The 21643-nt window shown below is 69.8% G+C and carries 19 protein-coding genes; 8 read left to right on the forward strand and 11 right to left on the reverse strand.

Annotated elements, in window-relative coordinates; all coding sequences use genetic code 11:
- Nucleotides 1–76: 76 nt before the first annotated feature.
- The gene (locus MFF06_RS12805) at nucleotides 77–595 is read right to left on the reverse strand and encodes an META domain-containing protein (protein WP_238204352.1); all 519 of its coding nucleotides are present in this window, start codon (nucleotides 593–595) and stop codon (nucleotides 77–79) included.
- Between the two features lie 253 nt (nucleotides 596–848).
- Here MFF06_RS12805 and MFF06_RS12810 point away from each other — a divergent pair, with 253 nt between their 5' ends.
- The 3 genes from MFF06_RS12810 (at nucleotide 849) to MFF06_RS12820 (ending at nucleotide 2786) form a co-directional block, all read left to right on the forward strand.
- On the forward strand, nucleotides 849–1124 hold the full coding sequence (locus MFF06_RS12810) for a helix-turn-helix domain-containing protein (RefSeq protein ID WP_306421662.1): 276 nt from the start codon (nucleotides 849–851) through the stop codon (nucleotides 1122–1124).
- Between the two features lie 76 nt (nucleotides 1125–1200).
- Complete coding sequence (locus MFF06_RS12815) at nucleotides 1201–1938, forward strand: PIG-L deacetylase family protein (RefSeq protein WP_238204354.1); 738 nt, start codon at nucleotides 1201–1203, stop codon at nucleotides 1936–1938.
- The gene (locus tag MFF06_RS12820; RefSeq protein ID WP_238204355.1) at nucleotides 1935–2786 is read left to right on the forward strand and encodes a glycosyltransferase family 2 protein; all 852 of its coding nucleotides are present in this window, start codon (nucleotides 1935–1937) and stop codon (nucleotides 2784–2786) included. Before MFF06_RS12815 ends, MFF06_RS12820 begins: the two co-directional genes overlap by 4 nt.
- A gap of 601 nt (nucleotides 2787–3387) precedes the next feature.
- Here the strand turns inward: MFF06_RS12820 and MFF06_RS12825 are convergent.
- From MFF06_RS12825 to MFF06_RS12860, 8 genes are all read right to left on the reverse strand, one after another.
- A complete protein-coding gene (locus MFF06_RS12825) occupies nucleotides 3388–4356 on the reverse strand; it encodes an HpcH/HpaI aldolase/citrate lyase family protein (RefSeq protein WP_238204356.1) in 969 nt (322 codons plus the stop codon).
- 209 nt (nucleotides 4357–4565) lie between these two features.
- Nucleotides 4566–7319, reverse strand: coding sequence for a phosphoenolpyruvate carboxylase (locus MFF06_RS12830; protein ID WP_238204357.1), 2754 nt, complete (start codon nucleotides 7317–7319; stop codon nucleotides 4566–4568).
- Between the two features lie 256 nt (nucleotides 7320–7575).
- The gene (sucD, locus tag MFF06_RS12835; RefSeq protein WP_238204358.1) at nucleotides 7576–8466 is read right to left on the reverse strand and encodes a succinate--CoA ligase subunit alpha; all 891 of its coding nucleotides are present in this window, start codon (nucleotides 8464–8466) and stop codon (nucleotides 7576–7578) included.
- A gap of 20 nt (nucleotides 8467–8486) precedes the next feature.
- Complete coding sequence (locus MFF06_RS12840) at nucleotides 8487–9665, reverse strand: malate--CoA ligase subunit beta (protein WP_238204359.1); 1179 nt, start codon at nucleotides 9663–9665, stop codon at nucleotides 8487–8489.
- A gap of 433 nt (nucleotides 9666–10098) precedes the next feature.
- Nucleotides 10099–10740 (reverse strand): methenyltetrahydrofolate cyclohydrolase, encoded by a 642-nt coding sequence (gene fchA / locus MFF06_RS12845; RefSeq protein ID WP_238204360.1) that lies wholly within the window; start codon nucleotides 10738–10740, stop codon nucleotides 10099–10101.
- Complete coding sequence (locus MFF06_RS12850) at nucleotides 10740–11600, reverse strand: NADP-dependent methylenetetrahydromethanopterin/methylenetetrahydrofolate dehydrogenase (RefSeq protein ID WP_238204361.1); 861 nt, start codon at nucleotides 11598–11600, stop codon at nucleotides 10740–10742. Before MFF06_RS12850 ends, fchA begins: the two co-directional genes overlap by 1 nt.
- Before the next feature lie 180 nt (nucleotides 11601–11780).
- Nucleotides 11781–12725 (reverse strand): D-2-hydroxyacid dehydrogenase, encoded by a 945-nt coding sequence (locus tag MFF06_RS12855; RefSeq protein WP_238204362.1) that lies wholly within the window; start codon nucleotides 12723–12725, stop codon nucleotides 11781–11783.
- A 106-nt stretch (nucleotides 12726–12831) separates the two neighbouring features.
- Complete coding sequence (locus tag MFF06_RS12860; protein WP_238204363.1) at nucleotides 12832–14043, reverse strand: aminotransferase class V-fold PLP-dependent enzyme; 1212 nt, start codon at nucleotides 14041–14043, stop codon at nucleotides 12832–12834.
- Between the two features lie 492 nt (nucleotides 14044–14535).
- On the opposite strand from MFF06_RS12860, the gene MFF06_RS12865 reads away from it, so the two are divergent.
- From MFF06_RS12865 to rnhB, 3 genes are all read left to right on the forward strand, one after another.
- Nucleotides 14536–15387 (forward strand): UDP-2,3-diacylglucosamine diphosphatase, encoded by an 852-nt coding sequence (locus MFF06_RS12865; protein ID WP_238204373.1) that lies wholly within the window; start codon nucleotides 14536–14538, stop codon nucleotides 15385–15387.
- The gene (locus MFF06_RS12870; RefSeq protein ID WP_238204375.1) at nucleotides 15384–16424 is read left to right on the forward strand and encodes a glycosyltransferase family 4 protein; all 1041 of its coding nucleotides are present in this window, start codon (nucleotides 15384–15386) and stop codon (nucleotides 16422–16424) included. The genes MFF06_RS12865 and MFF06_RS12870 overlap by 4 nt, the downstream gene beginning before the upstream one ends.
- A 65-nt stretch (nucleotides 16425–16489) precedes the next feature.
- Entirely contained in the window at nucleotides 16490–17080 is a 591-nt protein-coding gene (rnhB, locus tag MFF06_RS12875; RefSeq protein WP_238204377.1) for a ribonuclease HII, read from the forward strand.
- A gap of 147 nt (nucleotides 17081–17227) precedes the next feature.
- On the opposite strand, the gene MFF06_RS12880 is transcribed toward rnhB, so the two are convergent.
- Complete coding sequence (locus tag MFF06_RS12880) at nucleotides 17228–18343, reverse strand: PA0069 family radical SAM protein (protein WP_238204379.1); 1116 nt, start codon at nucleotides 18341–18343, stop codon at nucleotides 17228–17230.
- A 125-nt stretch (nucleotides 18344–18468) separates the two neighbouring features.
- Here MFF06_RS12880 and MFF06_RS12885 point away from each other — a divergent pair, with 125 nt between their 5' ends.
- Both MFF06_RS12885 and MFF06_RS12890 read left to right on the forward strand, forming a co-directional pair.
- A complete protein-coding gene (locus MFF06_RS12885; RefSeq protein WP_238204381.1) occupies nucleotides 18469–18996 on the forward strand; it encodes a hypothetical protein in 528 nt (175 codons plus the stop codon).
- A gap of 300 nt (nucleotides 18997–19296) precedes the next feature.
- Nucleotides 19297–20748 (forward strand): amino acid permease, encoded by a 1452-nt coding sequence (locus MFF06_RS12890; protein WP_238204384.1) that lies wholly within the window; start codon nucleotides 19297–19299, stop codon nucleotides 20746–20748.
- A 225-nt stretch (nucleotides 20749–20973) separates the two neighbouring features.
- Here the strand turns inward: MFF06_RS12890 and moaB are convergent, their stop codons facing one another.
- Nucleotides 20974–21522, reverse strand: a complete 549-nt coding sequence (gene moaB / locus MFF06_RS12895) for a molybdenum cofactor biosynthesis protein B (protein ID WP_238204388.1) — start codon at nucleotides 21520–21522, stop codon at nucleotides 20974–20976.
- Nucleotides 21523–21643 lie beyond the last annotated feature (121 nt).

Below are 21643 nucleotides of genomic sequence, written 5' to 3' on the forward strand. Positions count from 1 at the left end.
CTCTGAAGGCCGCCTGAAGCCGGGTGGCCTTTTCCCAACGTCATGAACAGATTCTTGATCGGTCCCGGCACGCGCCTCAGAGGGCGCGGTCGAAGCGAAGCTCGCCGTTCGGGCTCTTGAGGACGAGCTGCGGACCCACGAGGTCCCACACGGCCGCCGTGCGCAGGGCGATCAGGAAAGCCTGCTCGCTCGCGGCCTGGGCCTTGTCGCAGGCCTTCTTGGTGAGGGCGAGCGGACCCACGGCGATGTGCTGCTCCTTGAGGGGGAAGGCCGTCGCCGCGAAGGTGTTGCAGCCGCCGTAGCCACGGGCGCGGTACTGCTTGTCGATGATGAAGCTCGGCCGGTCGGCGCCGCCGAAGGGCTTGCCGTTGAGGCTCACCGCCGTCCAGGTGGAGTCGAGGGGGAAGTTCTTCTCGGCGCCCCGGGCGCCCGGCACGTATTGCGGCGCCTTCTGCTCCTCGCCGCCGGGCCGGCGATAGCCCTTGCCGAATCCGGTCATCGGGCCACCGCCCATCTGGGCCTGCGCCTGCGAGGAAACCGTGACGGCTCCGGCCGTTACGGCGCAGGCGAGCGTGGCGATCAGCACCGCTCTCATCGTTCTGTCCCCTCGTCGCGCCGCGGCGCTTGTCGCTGGCCGGAAGGCCTCCTGAGCCTTCCAGGGTCGCCCCGAGCGCCAGGGCGCCGGGCTCACGGCGTGACCGATGCCGTCGAATTTCAGCACAATTATGATCACGGCCGGGGCAATCCGGAAACGTTGCCGTTCGTTAGCCGTTGTGGATTAACCAGACACGGAGGATCGCGTGACGGGATCGGACGAAGGGGTGCAGAGCGGAGCGGCCGCGCCGGCCATGAGCCCGGCCCAGGCGCGGGCGGCGCGGGGCCTCCTCGGCTGGTCCGAGGCCGACCTCGCCCGCCGTTCGGGCTGCGACGAGGGTCTCGTCCGCGATTTCGAGGCCGGTTACGGCGATCCGCCCTCGGGGCAGATCGAGGCCCTGCGCAGCGCCCTCACGGGGGCGGGCATCGTGTTTAGCGAACCGCCCCAGCAGGGCGTGACGCTCAGCGAGGCCCACGGCGTCGATGAGGGGACCCGCCTGACAAACCTGACCACCGAGAACGATCGCTAGCACGCGCTCACACGCCGTTCAGCCGGCCCGCCCGATAGCGTGGCTCCCACCACCGAGTGCGGGAGTTCCCTTCGCCATGCGCGCCGACGCTTTCCTTGCCGCGGCCGACCTGTTGCCCCTGGCCGACCTCGCGACCCTTGCCGGCGAGGGCGGGTTGGTGGTCGTTGCCCCCCACCCCGACGACGAGAGCCTCGGCTGCGGCGGCCTCATCGCCGCCGCCCGCGCGGCCGGCCGGGACGTGCGGCTCGTGGTGGTGAGCGACGGCTGCGGCTCGCACACCCATTCGGAGCTCTACCCGCCGGCGCGGCTCCGGGACCTGCGCGAGGACGAGACCCGCCGGGCCGTGACGGTGCTCGGGATGGATCCCGGCGCCGTCACCTTCCTGCGCCTGCCCGATGCCCACGTGCCGAGCGAGGGCCGCCGGGCCGAGGACGCCGCCGCCGCCATCGTCGAGGCGGCAAGCGCCTGCCGGGCCAGCGCGGTCTTCGTGACGTGGCGGCACGATCCCCATTGCGACCACAAGGCCGCCGCCGCCATCGTCGCCCTGGCGCGGAAGAACCTGCCGGCGGTGCGGATCTACGAATATCCCGTCTGGGGCTGGACCCTGCCGCCGGAGACCGAGGTCGGCGCCGCGCCGGAGGGGCTGCGCCTCGACGTATCGGCCTTCCGCGCCACCAAGGCCAAGGCGGTGGGCGCCCACGAATCGCAGACGAGCGACCTCATCCACGACGACCCCACCGGCTTCCGCCTGGAACCGGAGATGATCGATCGCCTCTGCGGTCCCTTCGAGCGCTTCGTGGCGATCCGGGGATGAGCGTCGCGGTCGTCACCCTGAACAAGGGGCGGGGCGCGCATCTCGCGCGGCTCCTCGAAGGGCTGGCGCGGGGACAGGCGCCGGATCGCTGCATCGTCGTGGAGATGGGCGGGGACGACCGGCCGTTGCCCGCCTTGCCCTTCCCCGTGGAGCGCGTCCCCTTCGCGAGCGCCGGGTTGCCGCTCGCCGCCGCCCGCAACGCGGGCCGCCGGGCGGCCGGCGAGGCCGGGACGCTGATCTTCCTCGATGTCGATTGCATCCCCTCGGCCGACCTCGTGACGGGCCTTGCGGCGGCGGTCGCGGAACGGGACGGGCTGGTCTGCTGCGCCGTGCGCTACCTGCCCGCCGGCGCGGTGCGGGACGGCTGGCGGGAGGCCGACCTCGACCGGGTGGGACACCTGCACCCGGTGCGGCACTTCCCCGAGACGGGGATCATTCCCTCGCCGCAGCCCGGCCTGTTCTGGTCGCTCGCCTTCGCCGTGCGGGCCGCGACCTACGACCGGCTCGGCGGGTTCGACGAGAGCTTTTCCGGCTACGGCGCCGAGGACACGGACCTCGCCTTCCGGGCGGAGGCGCTGGGCGTGCCGACCCTCTTCCTCGGCGGCCCCCGGGCCTTCCACCAGCACCATCCCGGCTACGACCCGCCGCTGCAGCATTTTCGCGATATCGCGAAGAACGCGGCGCGCTTCCACGCCCGCCACGGGATCTGGCCGATGGACGGCTGGCTCGACGGATTCGCGCGGCTGGGGCTGATTGCGCCCGACTGGCGGGACGGGATCAGGCCGCTGCGGGACCCCACGCCGGAGGAGGTCGCGGCAGCGCGGTTGCCGGACGACCGGCCGTTTTAGGTCGAGGCTCGTCTACGCGAGTGCAGCGAAGCCATCCGGAAATCCGTCCCGTCCTAAGAGTCTGGCCGGACAGTCAGCTCTTTTCCCACCCCCCCTCATCCTGAGGTGCCGGAGCGCAGCGAAGGCCTCGAAGGAGACATCCAGGGATCGCGCAGCCTTCTGGAGGCCTCCTTCGAGGCGGCTTCGCTGCACCTCAGGATGAGGGGGGGTGGGATAAGAGTCAGCTACTTTCCGGCCAGACACTAAGGTGTCTCTCCGCCCTGAAAGGTTACACTGCGCTCGCAAAGACGGTGGTGGCTGGGAGCCATGGTTCTTGGCGGAGCGAATGACTTCGCTTATCATTCGGGAGTGGAGCCGGTTCCTGGCGATTACCCGTTAGGGTTTAGCCACGTCAGAGCGAAAACGTGAACGGCGAGGCGGAGCTGAACTCTCCACTCCGCCGTTTCCATTCCTGACGATCGACAAAGCGATAACCATTCGCTTCACTCCCGGCCGCAACCGACCGCGTGCGGCCGTCACGGGCGGGCTGGTGAGGCCCGAGAGAGTTTTCCTATCAAGGGACTGCGAGGAGGTGCAACTGCGGTCGCGCCTCCTCTCTTCCTCACTTCATCGCGTCGGCCTTCTCGATCAGCGCCTCGGCCATGCGGATCGAGGCGATGTCGATGAGGCGGCCATCCAGCGAGACGGCGCCGCGCCCGGCCTTGGCGGCCTCCTGCATCGCTTCGAGGATGCGGCGGGCCTTGGTCACTTCCGCCTCGGAGGGGGTGAACACCTCGTTGGCGAGGTCGATCTGGCTCGGGTGGATCGCCCACTTGCCCTCGAAGCCCAGCGCCGAGCAGCGACGGGCCGCCGAGCGGTAGCCGTCGGGATCGGAGAAGTCGCCGAAGGGGCCGTCGATCGGGCGCAGGCCGTAGGCGCGGCAGGCCACCAGCATCCGGTTCTGGGCGAAGAGCCACGGGTCCTGCCAGTGGGTCTGGCGGTTGCCGGACTCGTCCTTGTCGGTCAGCACCGAGAAGTCGGGGTTCACGCCGCCGATCACGGTGGAGCGGGCGCGGGTCGAGGCGGCGTAGTCGGCCACGCCGAAGGACATCGCCTCCAGACGCTTGGAGGATTGCGCGATCGCCTCCACGTTGGCCATGCCCAGCGCGGTCTCGATCAGCACCTCGAAGCCGATCTTCTTCTCGCGCTTCTTGGCCTGCTCGATCTGGGTGGTGAGCACGTCGATGGCGTAGACGTCGGCCGGCACGCCGACCTTGGGGATCAGGATCATGTCGAGGCGCGGGCAGGCCTCCACGATGTCCACCACGTCCCGGTACATGTAGTGGGTGTCGAGACCGTTGATGCGGATCATCATGGTCTTGTTGCCCCAATCCAGGTCGTTCAACGCCTGGATGATGTTCTTGCGGGCCTGCTCCTTGTCGTCGGGCGCCACGGCGTCCTCGAGGTCGAGGAAGATCACGTCGGCGGCCGAGGAGGCCGACTTCTCCATGAAGGTCGGGTTCGAGCCGGGAACCGCGAGTTCCGAGCGGTGCAGGCGCGCCTTGGCCTGCTGGATCAGGGTGAAGCTCATATCGGTATTCCTCCTTCGGGTGGTCTGTTCCCGCGCGGGTGGGGTTGGGGCGCGCCGGGGGGTGAACTGGTGTTCCTGGCGGTTTCAGACAGGGCTCAATCCGTCATTGCGAGCAGAGCGAAGCAATCCAGGGATGCGATACGTTCGGGAATGTCCCGCTGCCCTGGATCGCTTCGCTCACGCTCGCAACGATGTGGGCTGAAGGGGTCTCACCCCGTCGCCCCGAAGCCCACGGCGATGCAGTTGATCGACAGGAGGAGGGCCGACTTCACGGCCTCCTTCCGGTCCTCGTCCGTCTCGCTGCGGAAGCGGGCCAAGAGTTCGACCTGCTCACGGGACACTTGATTGATCGTCGGCAACCGGCCCTTCAGCCGGTCGCGGAACAGGGGGAAGCGCTCGGCGAGTTCCGAGCCGCCGCTCACGCGCAGCACCATCTCCCGCGTCAGGGCGTACTCGGCCTCGATGGCGGAAAAGATCCGGTCGCGGATGCCCGCATCCGGCACGAGGCCGGCATAGGCGCGGGCGATGTCGAGATCGACCATCAGCAGGGTCTTCTCCACCTCGTCCAGCACGAGGCGCAGCACCCGCGAGTCGGCGAAGAGCCGCTTCAGGGTCGCCTCGCCCTCCCGGCCCCGGACGTCGAGGAAGCTCGCGAGCCCCGAGCCGACGCCGTACCAGCCGGTGATGACGTGCCGGTTCTGCGACCACGCGAACACCCAGGGGATCGCCCGCAGGTCGGAGAGCGAGCGGGCGCCGAAGCGCCGGGCGGGGCGGGAGCCGATGTTGAGCAGCGCGATCTCGTCGAGCGGGCTCGCGGCCTGGAAGTAATCGACGAGGCCCTCCGTGTTGAGCAGGTTGACGTAGGCCGCCCGCGAGGCGCCCGCCAGCGCCTCCAGGGCGTCGTCGTGGCCCGCGACGCTGCCGTTGCCGGTGCCGTCGCCCGCCAGCGCGTGCTCGAAGACCGAGGCCGCGAGCAGCTCCATCTGGTAGGCGGCGGTGCCCCGGTTGGCGTATTTGAACGAGACGACCTCGCCCTGCTCGGTGATGCGGAAGCGCCCCCGGATCGAGCCCGGCGGCTGGGCGGCGATGCCGCGATGGGTCGGCACGCCGCCCCGGCTCACCGAGCCGCCGCGCCCGTGGAAGAAGGCGATCGGCACGCCCAGTTCCTGGCCGAGCCGGGTGAGCTTGCTCTGGGCCTTGTAGAGCTCCCAGTTCGCCGCGACGAAGCCGCCGTCCTTGTTCGAATCGGAATAGCCGATCATCACCTCCTGCACCCCGCCCTGCCAGCGGGTGGAGCGGCGCACCACCGGCACGCCGAGCAGGTCACGCATGATGGCGGGCGCGGCGCGCAGGTCGTCGATGGTCTCGAACAGGGGGACGATCGGCAGGGCGCAGATCTCGGTCCCCGAGGCGTCGAGGAACACCCCCGCCTCCTTGGCCAGCAGGTAGGCGCCGAGGATGTCCGGCACCGAGCGGGTCATGGACAGGACGAAGGCGCCGAAGGCCTCCCGGTCGAGGTTCTCGCGCATCTCCGCGACGAGGGCGAAGGTGGCCAGCGTCTCGCGGGCGGCGTCGGGCAGGTTCTCGAAGGACCGCTCCGGGTTCCGCGGCCGCGCGAGGCCGGCCTCCAGCCACGTCCGCCACTGGGGGCTATCGAGGGCGGGGGGCTCGCCGTCGCCGTTCTCCTGCTTCCACAGGGCGCGGAGCGTGTCGGTGGTGCGGGTGGTGTTCTCGCGTAGGTCGAGGCGCACCGTGGAGAATCGGAAGATCTCCACCATCCGCCGCACCGGGCGCACGAGGTCCCGGGCCAGCGCCTCGCACTGCGCGTCGGCGAGGCCGCGTTCCAGCACCCGCAGATCCTCGATCAGCCCATCGGCGCTGGGATAGTCGGGGCCTGACGGATGCTCGCCCTCGTTGCGCGCGATCGTCGCCTCGATCTTGCGCAACACGCAGGTGAGGTACTGGCGGTAGGGCTCGCCGGGGTTGCGCCGCTCGATCGCCCGCGCCTGCCCGCTCTCGGCGAGTTGCGCGCTCAGCGCCTCGCGGAAGCCCGGCGGCACCGGCAGGGTCCGTTCGGTGAGGGAGAGGGTGCGGCCGAGTTCGCGCACGCCGTCTTGGTAGCGGCTGAGCGAGGCCAGCGCGTTGCGCTGCAGGGTCGTGCGGGTGACGGCCGCGGTCACGAAGGGATTGCCGTCGCGGTCGCCGCCGATCCACGAGCCGAACTGGAAGAAGGGCGGGACCGTGAACGCCGTGTCCGGGTAGGTCTCGCGGAGCGATTCCTCCAGGGATTCCAGCGTTTCGGGCAACATCTCGAACAGGGACTCGTCGAAGAAGTGCAGCCCCCAGGCGACCTCCCGCTCGACGGTCGCCTTCTCCAGGTGCAACTCGCCGGTCATCCACACGAGCTCGATCTGGTCGCGCAGCTCGTTCATCAGGCCGTTGCGCTCACGGTCGGTCCAGCGCGGCATCTCGAGCTCGCGGAGCACGAGGTAGATCCGGCGGAACTTCTCTAGCACCGTCACCCGCTTCCCCTCGGTGGGATGGGCGGTGATGGTCGGGCGGATGCGCAGGTCCTTGAGCAGGGCCTGGATCCGGTCGGGCGCGATGCCCCGGGCGCGGGCCTCGGCGAAGACCTTGGCGAAGGAGCCGCCGAGCGCCGCGCGCCCCTCCGTCCGCTCCGTGTGGCGGCGGCGGCGCATGGCGGCGTTCTGCTCGGCGATGGAGATGAGCTGGAACCAGATGCCCTGCACCTGGAGGGCGCGCGCCAGCATCTCCGGCGAGAAGCGCGAGATGTCCGCCGTGCCGTGCAACACGGTCTCCAACTCGGGATCATGCCGCCGGGCGACGTCGAGCAGCGCCTGGAACAGGATGTCGAGGGCGCCCTCCGAGGAGGTGCCGGTGATGACCGGCGGCGCGAAGCCCGTGACCGGGGCGGAGGGTGTGGCGTGGAGCGTGGTGGGCATAGGGGAGCCCTTCTTTCCTTGTCGGTCGTCTCTGAGTTCGCTGCCTGTTTCCAGACGGTGAGCGTGATCCCTGCCCCGACCTCATCCTGAGGTGCGGCGACAGCCGCCTCGAAGGAGGGATCCAGAGATCGCCGCGCAGTCTGGAGGCCCCCTTCGAGGCCCGCTGAAGCGGGCACCTCAGGCTGAGGCCGACGGCGGGAGGCGGCTCGTCGTCCAGCCCCATCCTCCCCCCATGGAGGGGGGAGGGGAGAAGCCGCTACGCCGCCCGGGCGAGCACGTCGGCCACCGTCTGGCCGAAGGAGCCGGGATCGGGCGCGACGGTGAGGCCGTAGCTCTTCATGATCTCGGCCTTCTCGGCGGCGCTGTCGCCGGTCGCCGAGATGATCGCCCCCGCATGGCCCATGCGGCGGCCCTTCGGGGCGGTGAGCCCGGCGACGAAGCCGATCACCGGCTTCGACATGTTGTCCCGGATCCAGGCCGAGGCCTCGGCCTCCTGCGGACCGCCGATCTCGCCGATCATCAGCACCGCGTCGGTCTCCGGATCGGTCTCGAACAGGGCGAGGTGATCGAGGAAGGACGAGCCGTTGATCGGGTCGCCGCCGATGCCCACGGAGGTGGAGATGCCGAGGCCGAGTTCCTTGAGCTGCGAGGCGGCCTCGTAGCCCAGGGTGCCGGACCGGGAGATCACGCCGACATTGCCCTTCAGGTAGATGTGGCCGGGCATGATGCCGAGCATCGACTTGCCGGGCGAGATGATGCCCGCGCAGTTCGGGCCCACCACCATCGTCCGCTTCTCCTTCGGGTAGCGGTAGAGGTAGCGCTTCACCCGCATCATGTCCTGGGCGGGGATGCCGTCGGTGATGGAGCAGACGAGGCGCAGGCCCGCATCCGCCGCCTCCATGATCGCGTCCGCCGCGAAGGGCGGGGCGACGAAGGTGATCGAGGTGGTGGCCCCGGTGGCCTCCACGGCCTCCTTGACCGTGTTGAACACCGGCAGGCCGAGATGGGTCTTGCCGCCCTTGCCCGGGGTGACGCCGGCCACGACGTTCGAGCCGTAATCCAGCATCTCCTTGGCGTGGAAGGTGCCCTTGTCGCCGGTGATGCCCTGGACGAGGATCGGGGTGGTTTCGTCGATGAGGATGCTCATGGGCTGATTCCCCCCCTGGCTCAGCGGCTGTTCTTGGCGGCGTTGCAGGCCTCGACCGCCTTGCGGGCGGCCTCGGTCAGCGTGTCCGCGGTGATGAGGTCGAGCCCGCTCTCGGCCAGGATCTTGCGCCCGGCCTCGACGTTCGTGCCGGCGAGGCGCACCACGAGCGGCACGTCGATCTTCACCTCGCGGGCCGCCTTGACCACGCCCTCTGCCACCCAGTCGCAGCGGTTGATGCCGGCGAAGATGTTGACGAGGATCGCCTTCACGTTGCGGTCGGAGAGCACCAGCCGGAAGGCCGTGGCCACGCGCTCGGGGCTCGCGCCGCCGCCGACGTCCAGAAAGTTTGCCGGGTCGCCGCCCGCGTGCTTGATCATGTCCATGGTGGCCATGGCGAGCCCGGCGCCGTTGACGATGCAGCCGATCTCGCCCTCCAGGCCAATGTAGCTGAGGTTGTGCTCGGCGGCCTGGGCCTCGCGGGGATCGCCCTGCGAGGGGTCGTGCATGTCGGCGATGCCGGGACGGCGGAACAGGGCGTTGTCGTCGAAGGACATCTTGGCGTCGAGCGCCAGCACCCGGTCGTCCTTGGTGACGACGAGCGGGTTGATCTCCAGCATCGTGCCGTCGCAATCGCGGAACGCCCGGTAGGCGTTCATGATCGTCTTCACGGCGGCGGCAACCTGCTTGATATTGAGGCCGAGCTTGAAGGCGATCTCGCGCGCCTGGAACTGCTGCAGGCCGACGGCGGGCTCGACCACCACCTGGATCAGGGCCTCGGGCTCCTCGGCGGCGATCTGCTCGATCTCCATGCCGCCGCGCTGGCTGGCGATGACGCGCACGCGCTCCGCCTTCCGGTCGAGGACGAAGCCGAGATACAACTCGCGCTCGAAGGGGTCGGCGGTTTCGACGTAGACGCGCTGGACCGGCTTGCCCTCGGGGCCGGTCTGGTGGGTCACGAGGCGCTTGCCGAGCAGTTCCTTGGCGGAGTCGCGCACCTCGTTGTAGGTGCGGCAGAGCTTGATGCCGCCTGCCTTGCCCCGGGCGCCGGCGTGGATCTGCGCCTTCACCGCCCAGAACGAGCCGCCGAGTTCGGTGGCCGCATACACCGCTTGGTCGGGGCTGAAGGCGATCGCACCCTTCGGCACGGCGACGCCGAAGCTCGCCAGCAGCTCCTTCGCTTGATATTCGTGGACGTCCATCCGGCGCCTCCTCGGAGTCTTCTTCCCGACCCTCAACGCCGTTCATTTTACTGGGATTGAAGATCTGCGCCCGTCAAACTTTTTTGCTCACCGTCTGAGCGAGGCTTTCTCGCGGTCGCAACACGAATCGAATTCATTGCTGCGGTGCGAGATGCTTGAAACGACGAAAGCCGGACACGTGAAGCGCCCGGCTTTGATTTCGAGTCTCCGAGGAAAGACCAGTTGGCCCCGCCCATGCCGACGCGCGAGTCGCTCCCCCCTCTGCGGGGGAGGGTGGCCCCCGTCAGGGGGTCGGGATAGGGGAGCGACGGTGCAAGACCTAGCGCCACCCTCAGCACACGCTCCGCCTCGTCCTGACGCCGGGTTCCCCTCTCCCGACCCCGGCTGACGCCGGCGCCACCCTCCCCCGCAGAGGGGGGAGGGAAGGGGGATGTCAGTTCACCTTGGCCTTCACCACCTCGTACACCTTCTCCGACAGAGGCCCGGCCTCGGCGAGGATCTGCTCCAGTTCGTCCAGGCGCTCCTGCGCGAAGTCCCGGTCGTCCAGGCCCTTGGCGTTGACGTAGACGTTGAGCGCCGCGCTGCGCAGGCCGGCATAGGCCGAGAGCACCGCGACGCCCGCATCCGACACCACGTTGAGGTTGCCCTTGTCCGCCGTCACCGCCGCGAGGTCGATCACCGCCTTGCAGGCCCGCACGCAGGACAACGGCACGTCGCACGCCTCCTTCAGCGCCGCCTGGATGGCCGTGTTGCGGGCGTCCTTCTCCTCGTCGGTGCCCTTCGGCAGGCCGTAGGCGCCCATCACCGCGTCGAAGGCGGCGACGTCCTGGGCGATCATGCCGGTGAGGCCGGCGCGCAGGCCCTCGGAGCGGGCCAGCACGTCCTTCAACTCGGCCTCGACCTCGACATACTTCTTCTTGCCGATGGTCAGGTTGCACACCATCGAGACCAGGGCCGCGCCCATGGCCCCGGAGATGGCTGCCGCGCCGCCGCCGCCGGGGGTGGGGGCGGCGCTGGCGAGTTCCGTCAGGAACGTCTGGATCGAGTCGTTCTCCGGCTGAGTCTTGTCGCCCATCATGCCATCTCCTTGGCGAGCGCGTAGATCTCCTCGGCGTCGAACACCTTGTCGGTGCTCTCGAACAGCTTGCCGATGCAGGCCCGGTGCAGCTTGAGCTTCAGCCCGCCGATGCCGAGGGCGCCGAAGGCCGACTTGCCGTGGCGCTCCTTGCCCTTGTCCATGGCGTCGAGGCCGCCGATGCCCGTCGGGGGCTGGGCGTTGTAGTCGGCCAGGAACTGCACGGCCGAGTCCTCGGCCCAGGCCGATTCCGGCAGCAGTTCGACGCCGATGGCGCCGGCGGAGAAGATCAGGTTCTTGCCCTTGGCCAGCGCGATGCGGGAGGCCTCGTCCGGCGTCGCGGCGGCCTTCACGTTCACCTTGAAGCGCTTGTTGATGGCGTCCGCGGCGGCTTGCGTCTTGTCGAGCGCCCGGCCGGCGATCGTCACGTCGGCGCCTTCGCCCGCCAGCAGCGCGGCCGAGCGCATGCCCACCGGGCCGGTGCCCGCCAGGACCACGGCGGTCTTGCCCTGGAGCGAACCGGCGGCCTTGGCCACCAGGGCGACGCCCGCGGCGGCGGTGGTGTTCGAGCCGTTCGAATCGAGCATGCAGGAGACGCGGAACGGGCCGAAGAACCGCTTCTTCACCGCCTCGAACACCGCCTCGCCGTCGGCCATGGAGCCGCCGCCGACGAAGATCGCGGTCGACTTCTTCTCGGAGCCGCCACGGGTGTAGATCGTCCCGTCGACATAGGCGCCGACATTGTCCGGCGTGACGTTGCCGTAGCCGGTGATGTGGTCGGCCCCACCATCGTAGCCCACCACCACGTCGAAGACGCTCGGGGCAACATCGGTGTCGAACTGGAACAGCAGCTTTTTCATCGTGTCTCGCGGCCTTCAGAAAACAATCGCGGGTCTCTCCTCCCCCTTGTGGGGAGGAGCCGGAGGTGGGGGTGGTGCCGGAGGTGTCGCAGCGGTGCCTTCTGCACCACCCCCACCCCTAGCCCCTCCCCACAAGGGGGAGGGGGAGTGCCGGGGCGGGCGGGACGAAGGCGCCCGGCGTCACCCCTCGACCACGTTCTGCGGCTTGCCCGCCACGAACGCGTCGACGTTGTCGACGAGCTGGTCGGCGAGGATCTGCATCGCCTCCTTGCTCGCCCAGGCGACGTGGGGCGTGACGATGAGGTTCGGCAGGTCGGCCTCGCAGAGGATGTTGCCGTCGCGGGGCGGCTCCTGCGCCACCACGTCGAAGCCGGCGCCGGCGATGGTGCCGTCCTTGAGGGCCGCGAGGAGCGCCGCCTCGTCCACCAGGCCGCCGCGGGCGGTGTTGATGAGGATGGCGCGCTTCTTCATCCGCTTGAGTTCGGCGGCGCCGATCAGGCCCTTCGTCTCCGGCGTCAGCGGGACGTGCAGGGTGATGACGTCGGATTGCGTGAGCACCGTCTCGAAATCCGAGAGGCCCTCCTGCGGGAAGGTGTCGTAGGCGAGCACCTTCATGCCCAGCGCCTCGGCCCGCTTGGCGATGGACTTGCCCAGCGCCCCGTAGCCGATGATGCCGAGCGTCGAGCCCGCGATGTCGTAGATCGGGTAGTCGAAGTAGCAGAACTGGGCCGACTTCGCCCAATCGCCCCGCTTCACCGAATTCGCGTACGGCACGATCGCCCGGCGCAGGGCGAACATCAGGCCGATCACGTGCTCGGGCACGGTGTTGAAGGCGTAGTTGCGGATGTTGACGACGGTGACCCCTTGAGCCTTCGCCTGGGCCTTGTCGACCACGTCCGTGCCGGTGGCGGCCACCGCGATGAGCTTGAGGTCCGGGAGCTGCTTCAGCACCTCGGCGCGCATCGGTACCTTGTTGATGAGGGCGATCTCGGCGCCCTGCAGCCGCGCGACCGTGTCCTCCGGCGTCCAGGTCGATTCATGCTCGACGTACTCGTTCTCGAAGCTGAAGGGCTTCAGCGTCGCATCGAGCGATTCCCGGTCGAGGAATACGATCTTTTTCGCCATGGGTCGTCGGCTCCCTCTCCGGCGGCCGGGCGGCGGCCGGCTCTGTCTCGGTGCTGTTTTCTTATGGGGACCCGGCGGGAGGATCGAGCCCCCCGCCGGCCGTGAGTTACGCCTTGTGCAGCTTGTTCTCGCGCAGGTAGCTCGACGCGGCGGCCACGCCGGAGCCGGGCGTGACCTTCACGCCGCAATCGATCATCGCCATCTCCGCGCCCGCGATGGCGCCGAGCAGCGACAGCTCGTTGAGGTCGCCGAGGTGGCCGATGCGGAACACCTTGCCCGCCACCTTCGACAGACCGGCGCCAAGGGACAGGTTGTAGCGGTCATAGGCGTGGAGAATGATCTTGGCGGCGTCCACGCCCTCCGGCACGACGATGGCCGTGACGGTGTCCGAGTTCCACTTCGGCTCCTTGGCGCAGGTCTTGAGGCCCCAGGCCGCGACGGCCTGGCGGGTCGCCTCGGCGAGCACGTGGTGGCGGTGGTAGATGTTCTCCATCCCCTCCTCCTTCATCACGGTCAGCGCCTCCTTGAGACCGTAGAGGAGCGGCAGGGCCGGGGTGTAGGGGAAGTAGCCGCCCTTGTTGGCGTTCATCTGGTCGGCCCAGGCGAAGTAGACGTGGCCGAGGCGGTCGTTGGCGCCGCCCTGGCCGCCCTCGGCGATCTTGAGCGCCTTCTGGCTGACGCAGAGCAGGCCGAGGCCGGCGGGCAGCATGAAGCCCTTCTGCGACCCCGCCACCGCGCAATCGACCTTCCACTCGTCCATCTTGAACGGCAGCGAGCCGATGGAGGAGATGCCGTCCACGAAGAGCAGGGCCGGGTGGCCGGCGGCGTCCATCGCCTTGCGCACCGCGCCGATGTCGCTGGTGACGCCGGTGGCGGTCTCGTTGTGGACGATCATCACGGCCTTGATGGCGTGGTCCTTGTCGGCCCGCAGGGCGTCCTCGATCTTCTGCGGATCGGCGCCGGTGCCCCACTCCTCGTCCTGGACGATCACGTCGAGGCCGAGGCGCTGGGCCATGTCGACCCACAGGTGGCTGAACTGGCCGAAGCGGGCCGCCACCACCTTGTCACCCCGGCAGAGGGTGTTGGTGAGGGCCGATTCCCAGATGCCCGTGCCCGAGGACGGGAACAGGATGATCGTGCCGTCCTTGGAGCCGTAGACCATCTTGGCGTCTTCGAAGAGCGGCTTGGCCAACTCGGGGAAGCTCGGCGAGCGATGGTCCTCGGACTGCACCGACATCGCCCGGATCACCCGGTCGGGGATCGTGGTCGGACCGGGGATGAAGAGGTGGTTGCGACCGGGGCGCCGGGTTGCGGCCATGATGTCTCCTCCAAGGTGGTTTCGCGCGCGGGTTCCGGCCCGGCGCAGATCTGTGGCGCGTGGCGGAGCGGGAACACTTTGGGGAATTGGCGGGAGCCGTCCGGCCGCCGGAGGCGGACGGGTGACTGCCCTGGGCCATGGGCGCTGCGGAGCGGCAGGCGGCTGTGCCGCTCGCGTCGCGGCGCGCAACGTCGCGCCGGTCGCCTCCGATGTACCGTCCAAGCCGTGCGGCGGACATCGTGCCCGCCGCGTTCCCTTCCGCGCTCGCCCCACCGCCGACCCGGCCAGGGCCGACGGATTGAGTGCATTATGGGATGCCGCCGGGGGAAAGCAAAACCGGAAAATCTTCGGAAAGCCGCCAAAAAAATTTGCCGGGCCCACGCAACCTTCGCGGATGCCGCCCGGAGGAACAACCCGGCGCGGCGCCGCCAGCGTCATCAAACTGAGATCGGATCGCGCTCTGGATCCCGGCGAAACCACCGGGAGACCACCGTGGCAGAGGACGACGAAAGGCCGATCCGCGTCCGCACGCTGTTCCTGTCCGATCTGCATCTCGGCACGCGCGGGTGCCAGGCCGGGATGCTGCTCGACTTCCTCAGGGACTACGACGCGGACACGATCTATCTCGTCGGCGACATCGTCGATGGCTGGCAGCTGAAATCCGGCTGGTACTGGCCGCAGGCCCACAACGACGTGGTGCAGAAGCTCCTGCGCAAGGTTCGCAAGGGTACCCACGTCGTCTACCTGCCCGGCAATCACGACGAGTTCCTGCGCGACTACGTGGGCACCACCTTCGGCGGCATCGAGATCGCCGACACGGCGATCCACGAGGCGGCGGACGGGCGCCGCTATCTCGTGATCCACGGCGACCAGTTCGACATGGTGATGCGCCACCAGCGCTGGCTCGCCCACCTGGGCGACGGTGCCTACACCCTCGCCCTGTGGCTCAACACCCTCGTGAATCGCGGCCGCCGCCGCCTCGGCCTGTCCTACTGGTCGCTCTCGGCCTGGGCCAAGCTGAAGGTGAAGAACGCCGTGAGCTTCATCGGCAAGTTCGAGGAGATCCTCTCCGAGGAGGCCCGCCGCCGGGGCGCCTCGGGCGTGATCTGTGGCCACATCCACCACGCGGCGGACCGGCCGATCGGCGACCTGCGCTACCTCAACACCGGGGACTGGGTCGAATCCTGCACCGGCATCGTCGAGCATTACGACGGCCGCATCGAGGTGCTGCACTACCCCTCGATCCTCCGGGCGAAGCAGGCCGCCGCCGAGGCGCAGGGGGTCGCCGCCGAGGATGAGGCCCCGCAGCAGGACCTCGCCCCCGGACGGAGAGCCGTCGCTTGAGGCTGATGATCGCGAGCGACGCGTGGCACCCGCAGGTGAACGGCGTGGTGCGCTCCCTGGAGCAGATGGTGCGGCGCGCGCCCGCGCACGGCTTCCAGGCCTCGGTGCTGAGCCCGTCGGAATTCCCTTCCATGCCGCTGCCGGGTTACCGCGAGATCCGCCTCGCCTGCCCGGTGCCGGGGCGGCTCGCCGCCCTGTGGGACGCGATGGCGCCGACCCATGTCCACATCGCCACCGAGGGGCCGGTGGGCTTCGCCGTGCGGCGGCGCTGCCTCGCGCGGCGGCTGCCCTTCACCACGAGCTACCACACCCGATTCCCGGAATATCTCGCCGCCCGGGCACCCGTGCCGGAGGCGTGGTCCTACGCCTATCTGCGCCGGTTCCACGGGGCCGCCCACGGCACGATGGTGAGCACGCCGAGCCTCGAGGGTGAACTCGCCGGGCGTGGGTTCGGCCATCTGATGCGCTGGACGCGGGGCGTCGACACGGACCTGTTCCGCCCGGCCGTTCCCGGCGCGCCCGAACCGGCCGAGCTCGCCGTGCTGCCGCGGCCGTTCTTCCTGTTCGTCGGACGCCTCGCCATCGAGAAGAACGTGGCCGCCTTCCTCGCCCTCGACCTGCCGGGCACCAAGGTGGTCGTCGGCGACGGGCCGGACCGTGCCCGGCTGGAGGCGATGGCGCCGGAGGCCCGCTTCCTCGGCACGCGCACGGGGGCGGCGCTCGCGGCGATCTATGCCGCCTGCGACGCCTTCGTTTTCCCGAGCCTCACCGACACCTTCGGCATCGTCCTCCTCGAAGCCCTGGCCAGCGGCCTGCCGGTGGCGGCCCTGCCCGTGACCGGCCCCCTCGACGTGATCGGCGGGACCGCCGTCGGCGTGCTCGATCACGACCTGCGCGCGGCGGCGCTCGGCGCCCTTGCCCTGTCGCGCGACGCCTGCCGGGCGGAGGCCCTGCGCCGGGGCTGGGACGAGAGCGCCCGGCAGTTCTACGGCAACATCCTCGCCGCCCGCCGCCGGGCCGAGCCCGAGGCGGCGTGACACCCGCGTCACGCGGCGCGCCATGACGAGGGTGACGCCGGCCGCCGGGGATGCGAGATGGCGCCATGCCTCCCTTCGATCCCGCCCGCGCCGCCGCCTACCCCATCGTCATCGGCTGTGACGAGGTCGGGCGCGGGGCGCTGAGCGGGCCGGTGGTGGTGGCCGCCGTCTGGTTCGATCCCGCCTTGCTGCCGCCGGAGGTGCTCGGCGCCCTCGACGACAGCAAGAAGCTCCCGGAACCGGTGCGGAACCGGCTGGCGCCGCTGATCCGCGCCCATGCCCGCGTGGCCCTCGCGGCGGGATCGCCCGCGCTGATCGACCGGATCAACATCCGCGCCGCCACCCTCGACGCGATGGGCCGGGCGGTGCGCAAGCTCGGGATCGACGCGCCGGTCTTCGTCGATGGCCGGGACGCCCTGCCGGGGCTGCCCGGCCGGGCGGTGATCGGCGGCGAGCGGCTCGTGCCGCAGATCGCCGCCGCCTCCATCGTCGCGAAGGTGATGCGCGACGCCTTCATGCGCCGGCTGGCCAAGCACCACCCCGGCTACGGCTGGGAGCGCAATGTCGGCTACGGCACCGCCCTCCACCGCGCCGGCCTCGCGACGCTGGGCCGGAGCGTGCATCACCGGGTGAGTTTCACGAGGACGTTCGGGTGACCGCCTCGGCCGTCGGTGCGAGCGCAGCGAAGCCATCAGGGATGCGCCCCGTCCGGAGGCGCCCCGCTGCCCTGGATGGCTTCGCTTGCGCTCGCAAAGACGATGGAGCCATCGGTAGCGCCCTCTCACGGATCGGGCAGCAAACTCCTAGAAAAGGTCCAGCTGCGCCCCCGGCCGCCGGAAATCCTGGCAATTCAACGCCATCCGCCCGAACGCGAAGCCGAGGCGGCGCCCGGCGAGGCGGACCCGCTGGCGGATCATCTCGGCATAGGGGCCCTCGCCCTTGAAGCGGTGGCCGAAGCGCGAGTCGTTCTCCTGACCCCGGCGCGCCTGACGCAGCAAGGCGAAGGCGCGCTCCTTCTTGGCGGGGTGATGCTCGTCGAACCAATCGGCCACAAGGTCCTTCACCTCGCCCGGCAGGCGCAGGAGGGCATGGCCGATCCGGCTCGCCCCGTGGGCGCGGGCGGCCTCCAGCAGGGCCTCGATCTCGTGGTCCGTGAGGCCGGGGATGATCGGCGAGATGTTGACCATCACCGGCACGCCGGCCTCCGTCAGGGTGCGCATCGCCGCCAGCCGCCGGTCCGGGCGCGGGGCGCGCGGGTCGAGACGCCGCGACAGGCGCGGGTCGAGGGTCGGCAGCGACACGGCGACGAGGACGAGGTTGCGCGCGGCCATCGGCGCCAGGATGTCGAGGTCCCGCAGGACGAGGTCGGACTTCGTGGTGATGCCGACCGGGTGACGGGCTTGCGCCAGCACCTCTAATACCGCCCGGGTGAGGCGGTGCTCCCGCTCGATCGGTTGGTACGGGTCCGTCGCCGTGCCGAGGGCGAGGGTGTCCGGCCGGTAGCCCGGCGCCGCCAGCTCGCGCGCCAGCAGCCGGGCGGCGTCGGGCTTCGTGACCAGGCGCGATTCGAAGTCGAGCCCCGGCGAGAGGCCGAGATAGGCGTGGGTCGGCCGTGCGTAGCAGTAGATGCAGCCGTGCTCGCAGCCGCGATAAGGGTTCAGCGAGCGGTCGAAGGGGATATCGGGGGAGGTGTTGCGGGCGATGACGGAGGCGCTCCGCTCCGCCCGGACCTCCGTGCGCAGGGGCGAGGGCGCGTCGGCCTCCCAGCCGTCGTCGAAGGCGTCCCGACGCGCGGCCTCGAAACGCCCGACCGGGTTCGCCGTCGCCCCGCGGCCCCGCCGCGCCTCCGGCCGGGGCGTGGCCGTGGCGAGGCGGCGGCCCTCATCCCGGTCCGGTCCCTGATCGTTCGCGATGGCCATGCCCGCTCCTCACGCGCCCGGAACATAGCACGAACATGAAAGCTCCTCTGCCGAAAATGCAGGCAAACCGAGCGGCGTGACCCCAACCGCTGCCACAAGCAGTTGTCCTTGCGCGAAAATCGGTTATGGGCGCCGCCATGCTCTCCGCCGTGACCTATCTGGCTGATCCGGCCGACCCGGACGCGATCGACCGGCTGGCCGATACCCTCGGCGTGCTGGTGTCGGGCGTGGCCGCCGGGCTCGTGGGCGATGCGGTGATCGTGGCGCCCGGCGAGACGGCGGCGGTGGAGACGGTCGCGGAGGCGACGGGCGCCGCCCTCGTTCCCTTCGTGGGCGGCAATCCCTTCGTCCTCGGTGCCGCCCGAGCGCGGCGCGACTGGATCCTGTGCTTGGAGGCGGGGGACATGCCCGGCGATGGCTGGATCCGCACCCTCGACCGCTTCGTCGGGATGGCGCGGCCCGAGACCGGCCTCGGCCGTATGCGCCGGGCGGCTCCGCTCGGCCTCCGGCTCGCCGCCGGCCTCGAGGAATACCTCGGCGCCCGGACCGTGCGGGCCGGCGACGTGGTGCGGCGGGAGATCCTCCTCGGCAATCCCGGTTCGGCCGGCCGCCTCCGGGTCCGTCCGCTGAACGGCCGCATCGACCGCTCCTGACGGTCGCGGCGTGAGGATTCCTGGGAGCCCGACCGACCCGAGTGTCTGGCCGGACAGGTCTTCGCCCCCTCCGTCGTCGCGTTCGCTCTCACTGAGGAGAAGGGCTTCATGGGCCGCCGGGACCTTTCCGGCCGGGCTCCGGGGATCTCCCCGGCCAGGCCCGGAGAACAAGTCACAGGGTGCGGCCACCGGTTTTAAGACAATTTTCGCCGCCGACTCTGGCGTGCGGGCATGAACGATGCTCAGTTGCCGGCAATAGGGTGTTGCCATCTGTGGCAGCGCCGCGCGGGGAGCACGCCGATGGAAGCCTCGGGCCTGATGGCGCGGAAGTCCGTCGATGACATCGTCTCCGGCGGGGAGGCCGAGGCGCAGGGCCTGTCGAAGTCCCTCGGTGCGCTGTCCATCGTCGCGATGGGCATCGGCGCCATCATCGGAGCGGGCATCTTCGTCCTCACCGGCACGGCCGCCGCGCAATATGCGGGGCCCGGCATCATGCTCTCCTTCGTGCTCGGCGGCATCGCCTGCGCCTTCGTCGGGCTGTGCTACTCCGAGCTGTCGGCGCTGATCCCCGTCGCCGGGTCGAGCTACACCTACACCTACGCGACGCTCGGCGAATTCTTCGCGTGGTTGATCGGCTGGGACCTCATCCTCGAATACGCCATGGGCGCGGCGACCGTGGCGGTGGGCTGGTCGGGCTACATGACGAGCATCCTCAAGGATGTCGGCCTCGTCATCCCTCCCCAGTTCGCCCACGCGCCGGGCACCGCCATCGAGGGCGGCGGCACCGCCCTGTTCAACCTGCCGGCCGTGGTGATCGTGGCCGCGATCACCCTGCTCCTGATGCGCGGCACGAAGGAATCGGCGTGGCTCAACAACCTGATGGTCGCCGTGAAGCTCGCGGTGGTGCTGTCCTTCATCGGGCTCGGCTGGCGCTACACCAACAGCGCGAACTGGTCCCCGATCATCCCGGAGAACGACGGGACCTTCGGCCATTACGGCTATAGCGGGATCCTGCGCGGGGCGGGCGTGGTGTTCTTCGCCTATATCGGGTTCGATGCGGTTTCGACCGCCGCCCAGGAGGCCAAGCGGCCGCAGAAAGACATGCCCATCGGCATCCTCGGGTCGCTCGCCGTGTGCACCGTCCTCTACGTGCTGGTGGCGGCGGTGCTCACCGGCCTCGTGCCCTACAAGGACCTGAACGTCCCGGACCCGATCGCCAAGGGCGTCGACGTCATCGGGATCGGCTGGTTCGGGGCGCTCATCAAGCTCGGTGCCCTCAGCGGCCTGACGACGGTGATCCTCGTGCTGCTCTACGGCCAGAGCCGGATCTTCTACACCATGTCCTCGGACGGGCTGCTGCCAAAACTCTTCTCCCACGTCCACCCGACCTACCAGACCCCCCACCGCAGCCAGGCGCTGATCGGCGTCCTCGTGGCGCTCGTGGCAGCCCTGGTGCCCATCGACATCCTCGGCGAGATGGTGAGCATCGGCACGCTTGCCGCCTTCTGTCTCGTCTGCGGGGCGGTGATCCACCTGCGCCGCACCGAGAAGAGGATGAAGCGCCCGTTCAAGGTGCCCGCCGTGCCGCTGGTGCCGATCCTCGGCATCCTCTCCTGCCTGCTGCTGATGGCGGGCCTGCCGCTCGACACGTGGCTGCGGCTGGTGATCTGGATGGCGATCGGGCTGGTGGTCTACTTCTTCTACGGTCGCAAGCATTCGGTGCTGCGCCGGAAGAACGGGACGGCGGGGTGAACAGGGATAGTCGGCTCTGGCCCTCATTCTGAGAGCTTGGCCGGAAAGGGCACGACGGTCTTTCAGCCCCACCTCGTCATTGCGAGCGCAGCGAAGCAACCCAGGGATCCGTCACCTCTGGAAGCGTCCCGCTGCCCTGGATTGCTTCGCTACGCTCGCAATGACGGTGAGTGGGACGCTCGGTCGTGACCTTTTCGGCTAGACTCTGAGGTGGAGGGATGGGGGTCAGCCGGCGCCCCGCCGCAGATGTTCATCCAGGCGCGGCATGATTTCCACAAAGTTGCAGGGCCGGTGCCGGTAGTCGAGCTGCTGGCCGAGGATGCCGTCCCAGGCGTCCCGGCAGGCGCCGGGGGAGCCGGGCAGCACGAAGACGTAGGTCGCCTTCACCACCCCGGCCGTGGCCCGGGATTGCAGGGTCGAGGTCCCGATCTTGTCGTAGGAGATGCGGTGGAACACCGCCGAGAAGCCGTCCATCCGCTTCTCGAACAGGGGCTCCAGGGCCTCGGGCGTCACGTCACGGCCGGTGAAGCCGGTGCCGCCGGTGGTGAGCACCACGTCCACCGCCGGATCATCGAGCCACGAACCCACCTGCTCGCGGATGCGCCCCACGTCGTCGGGGACGATCGCCCGCGCGGCGAGGCGGTGCCCGGCCTCGGTCAGGCGCCCGGCGAGGGTGTCGCCGGAGCGGTCATCGGCGAGCGTGCGCGTGTCGGAGACGGTGAGCACCGCGATTCCCAAGGGGATGAAGCGGCGGGCGTCGGGAGTGTCGGACATGGAGAGAATATGGCGCCGTGGCGCCTGCCGAACCACCCCTTTCCCAAAGCTCCGCCCGTCATTGCGAGCATCGCGAAGCAATCCAGGGATGCGGGCCGCCTCAGAACGTGGCGCCGGCCCT

It is taken from the genome of Methylobacterium aerolatum (assembly GCF_022179085.1).
Classification (GTDB): domain Bacteria; phylum Pseudomonadota; class Alphaproteobacteria; order Rhizobiales; family Beijerinckiaceae; genus Methylobacterium; species Methylobacterium aerolatum.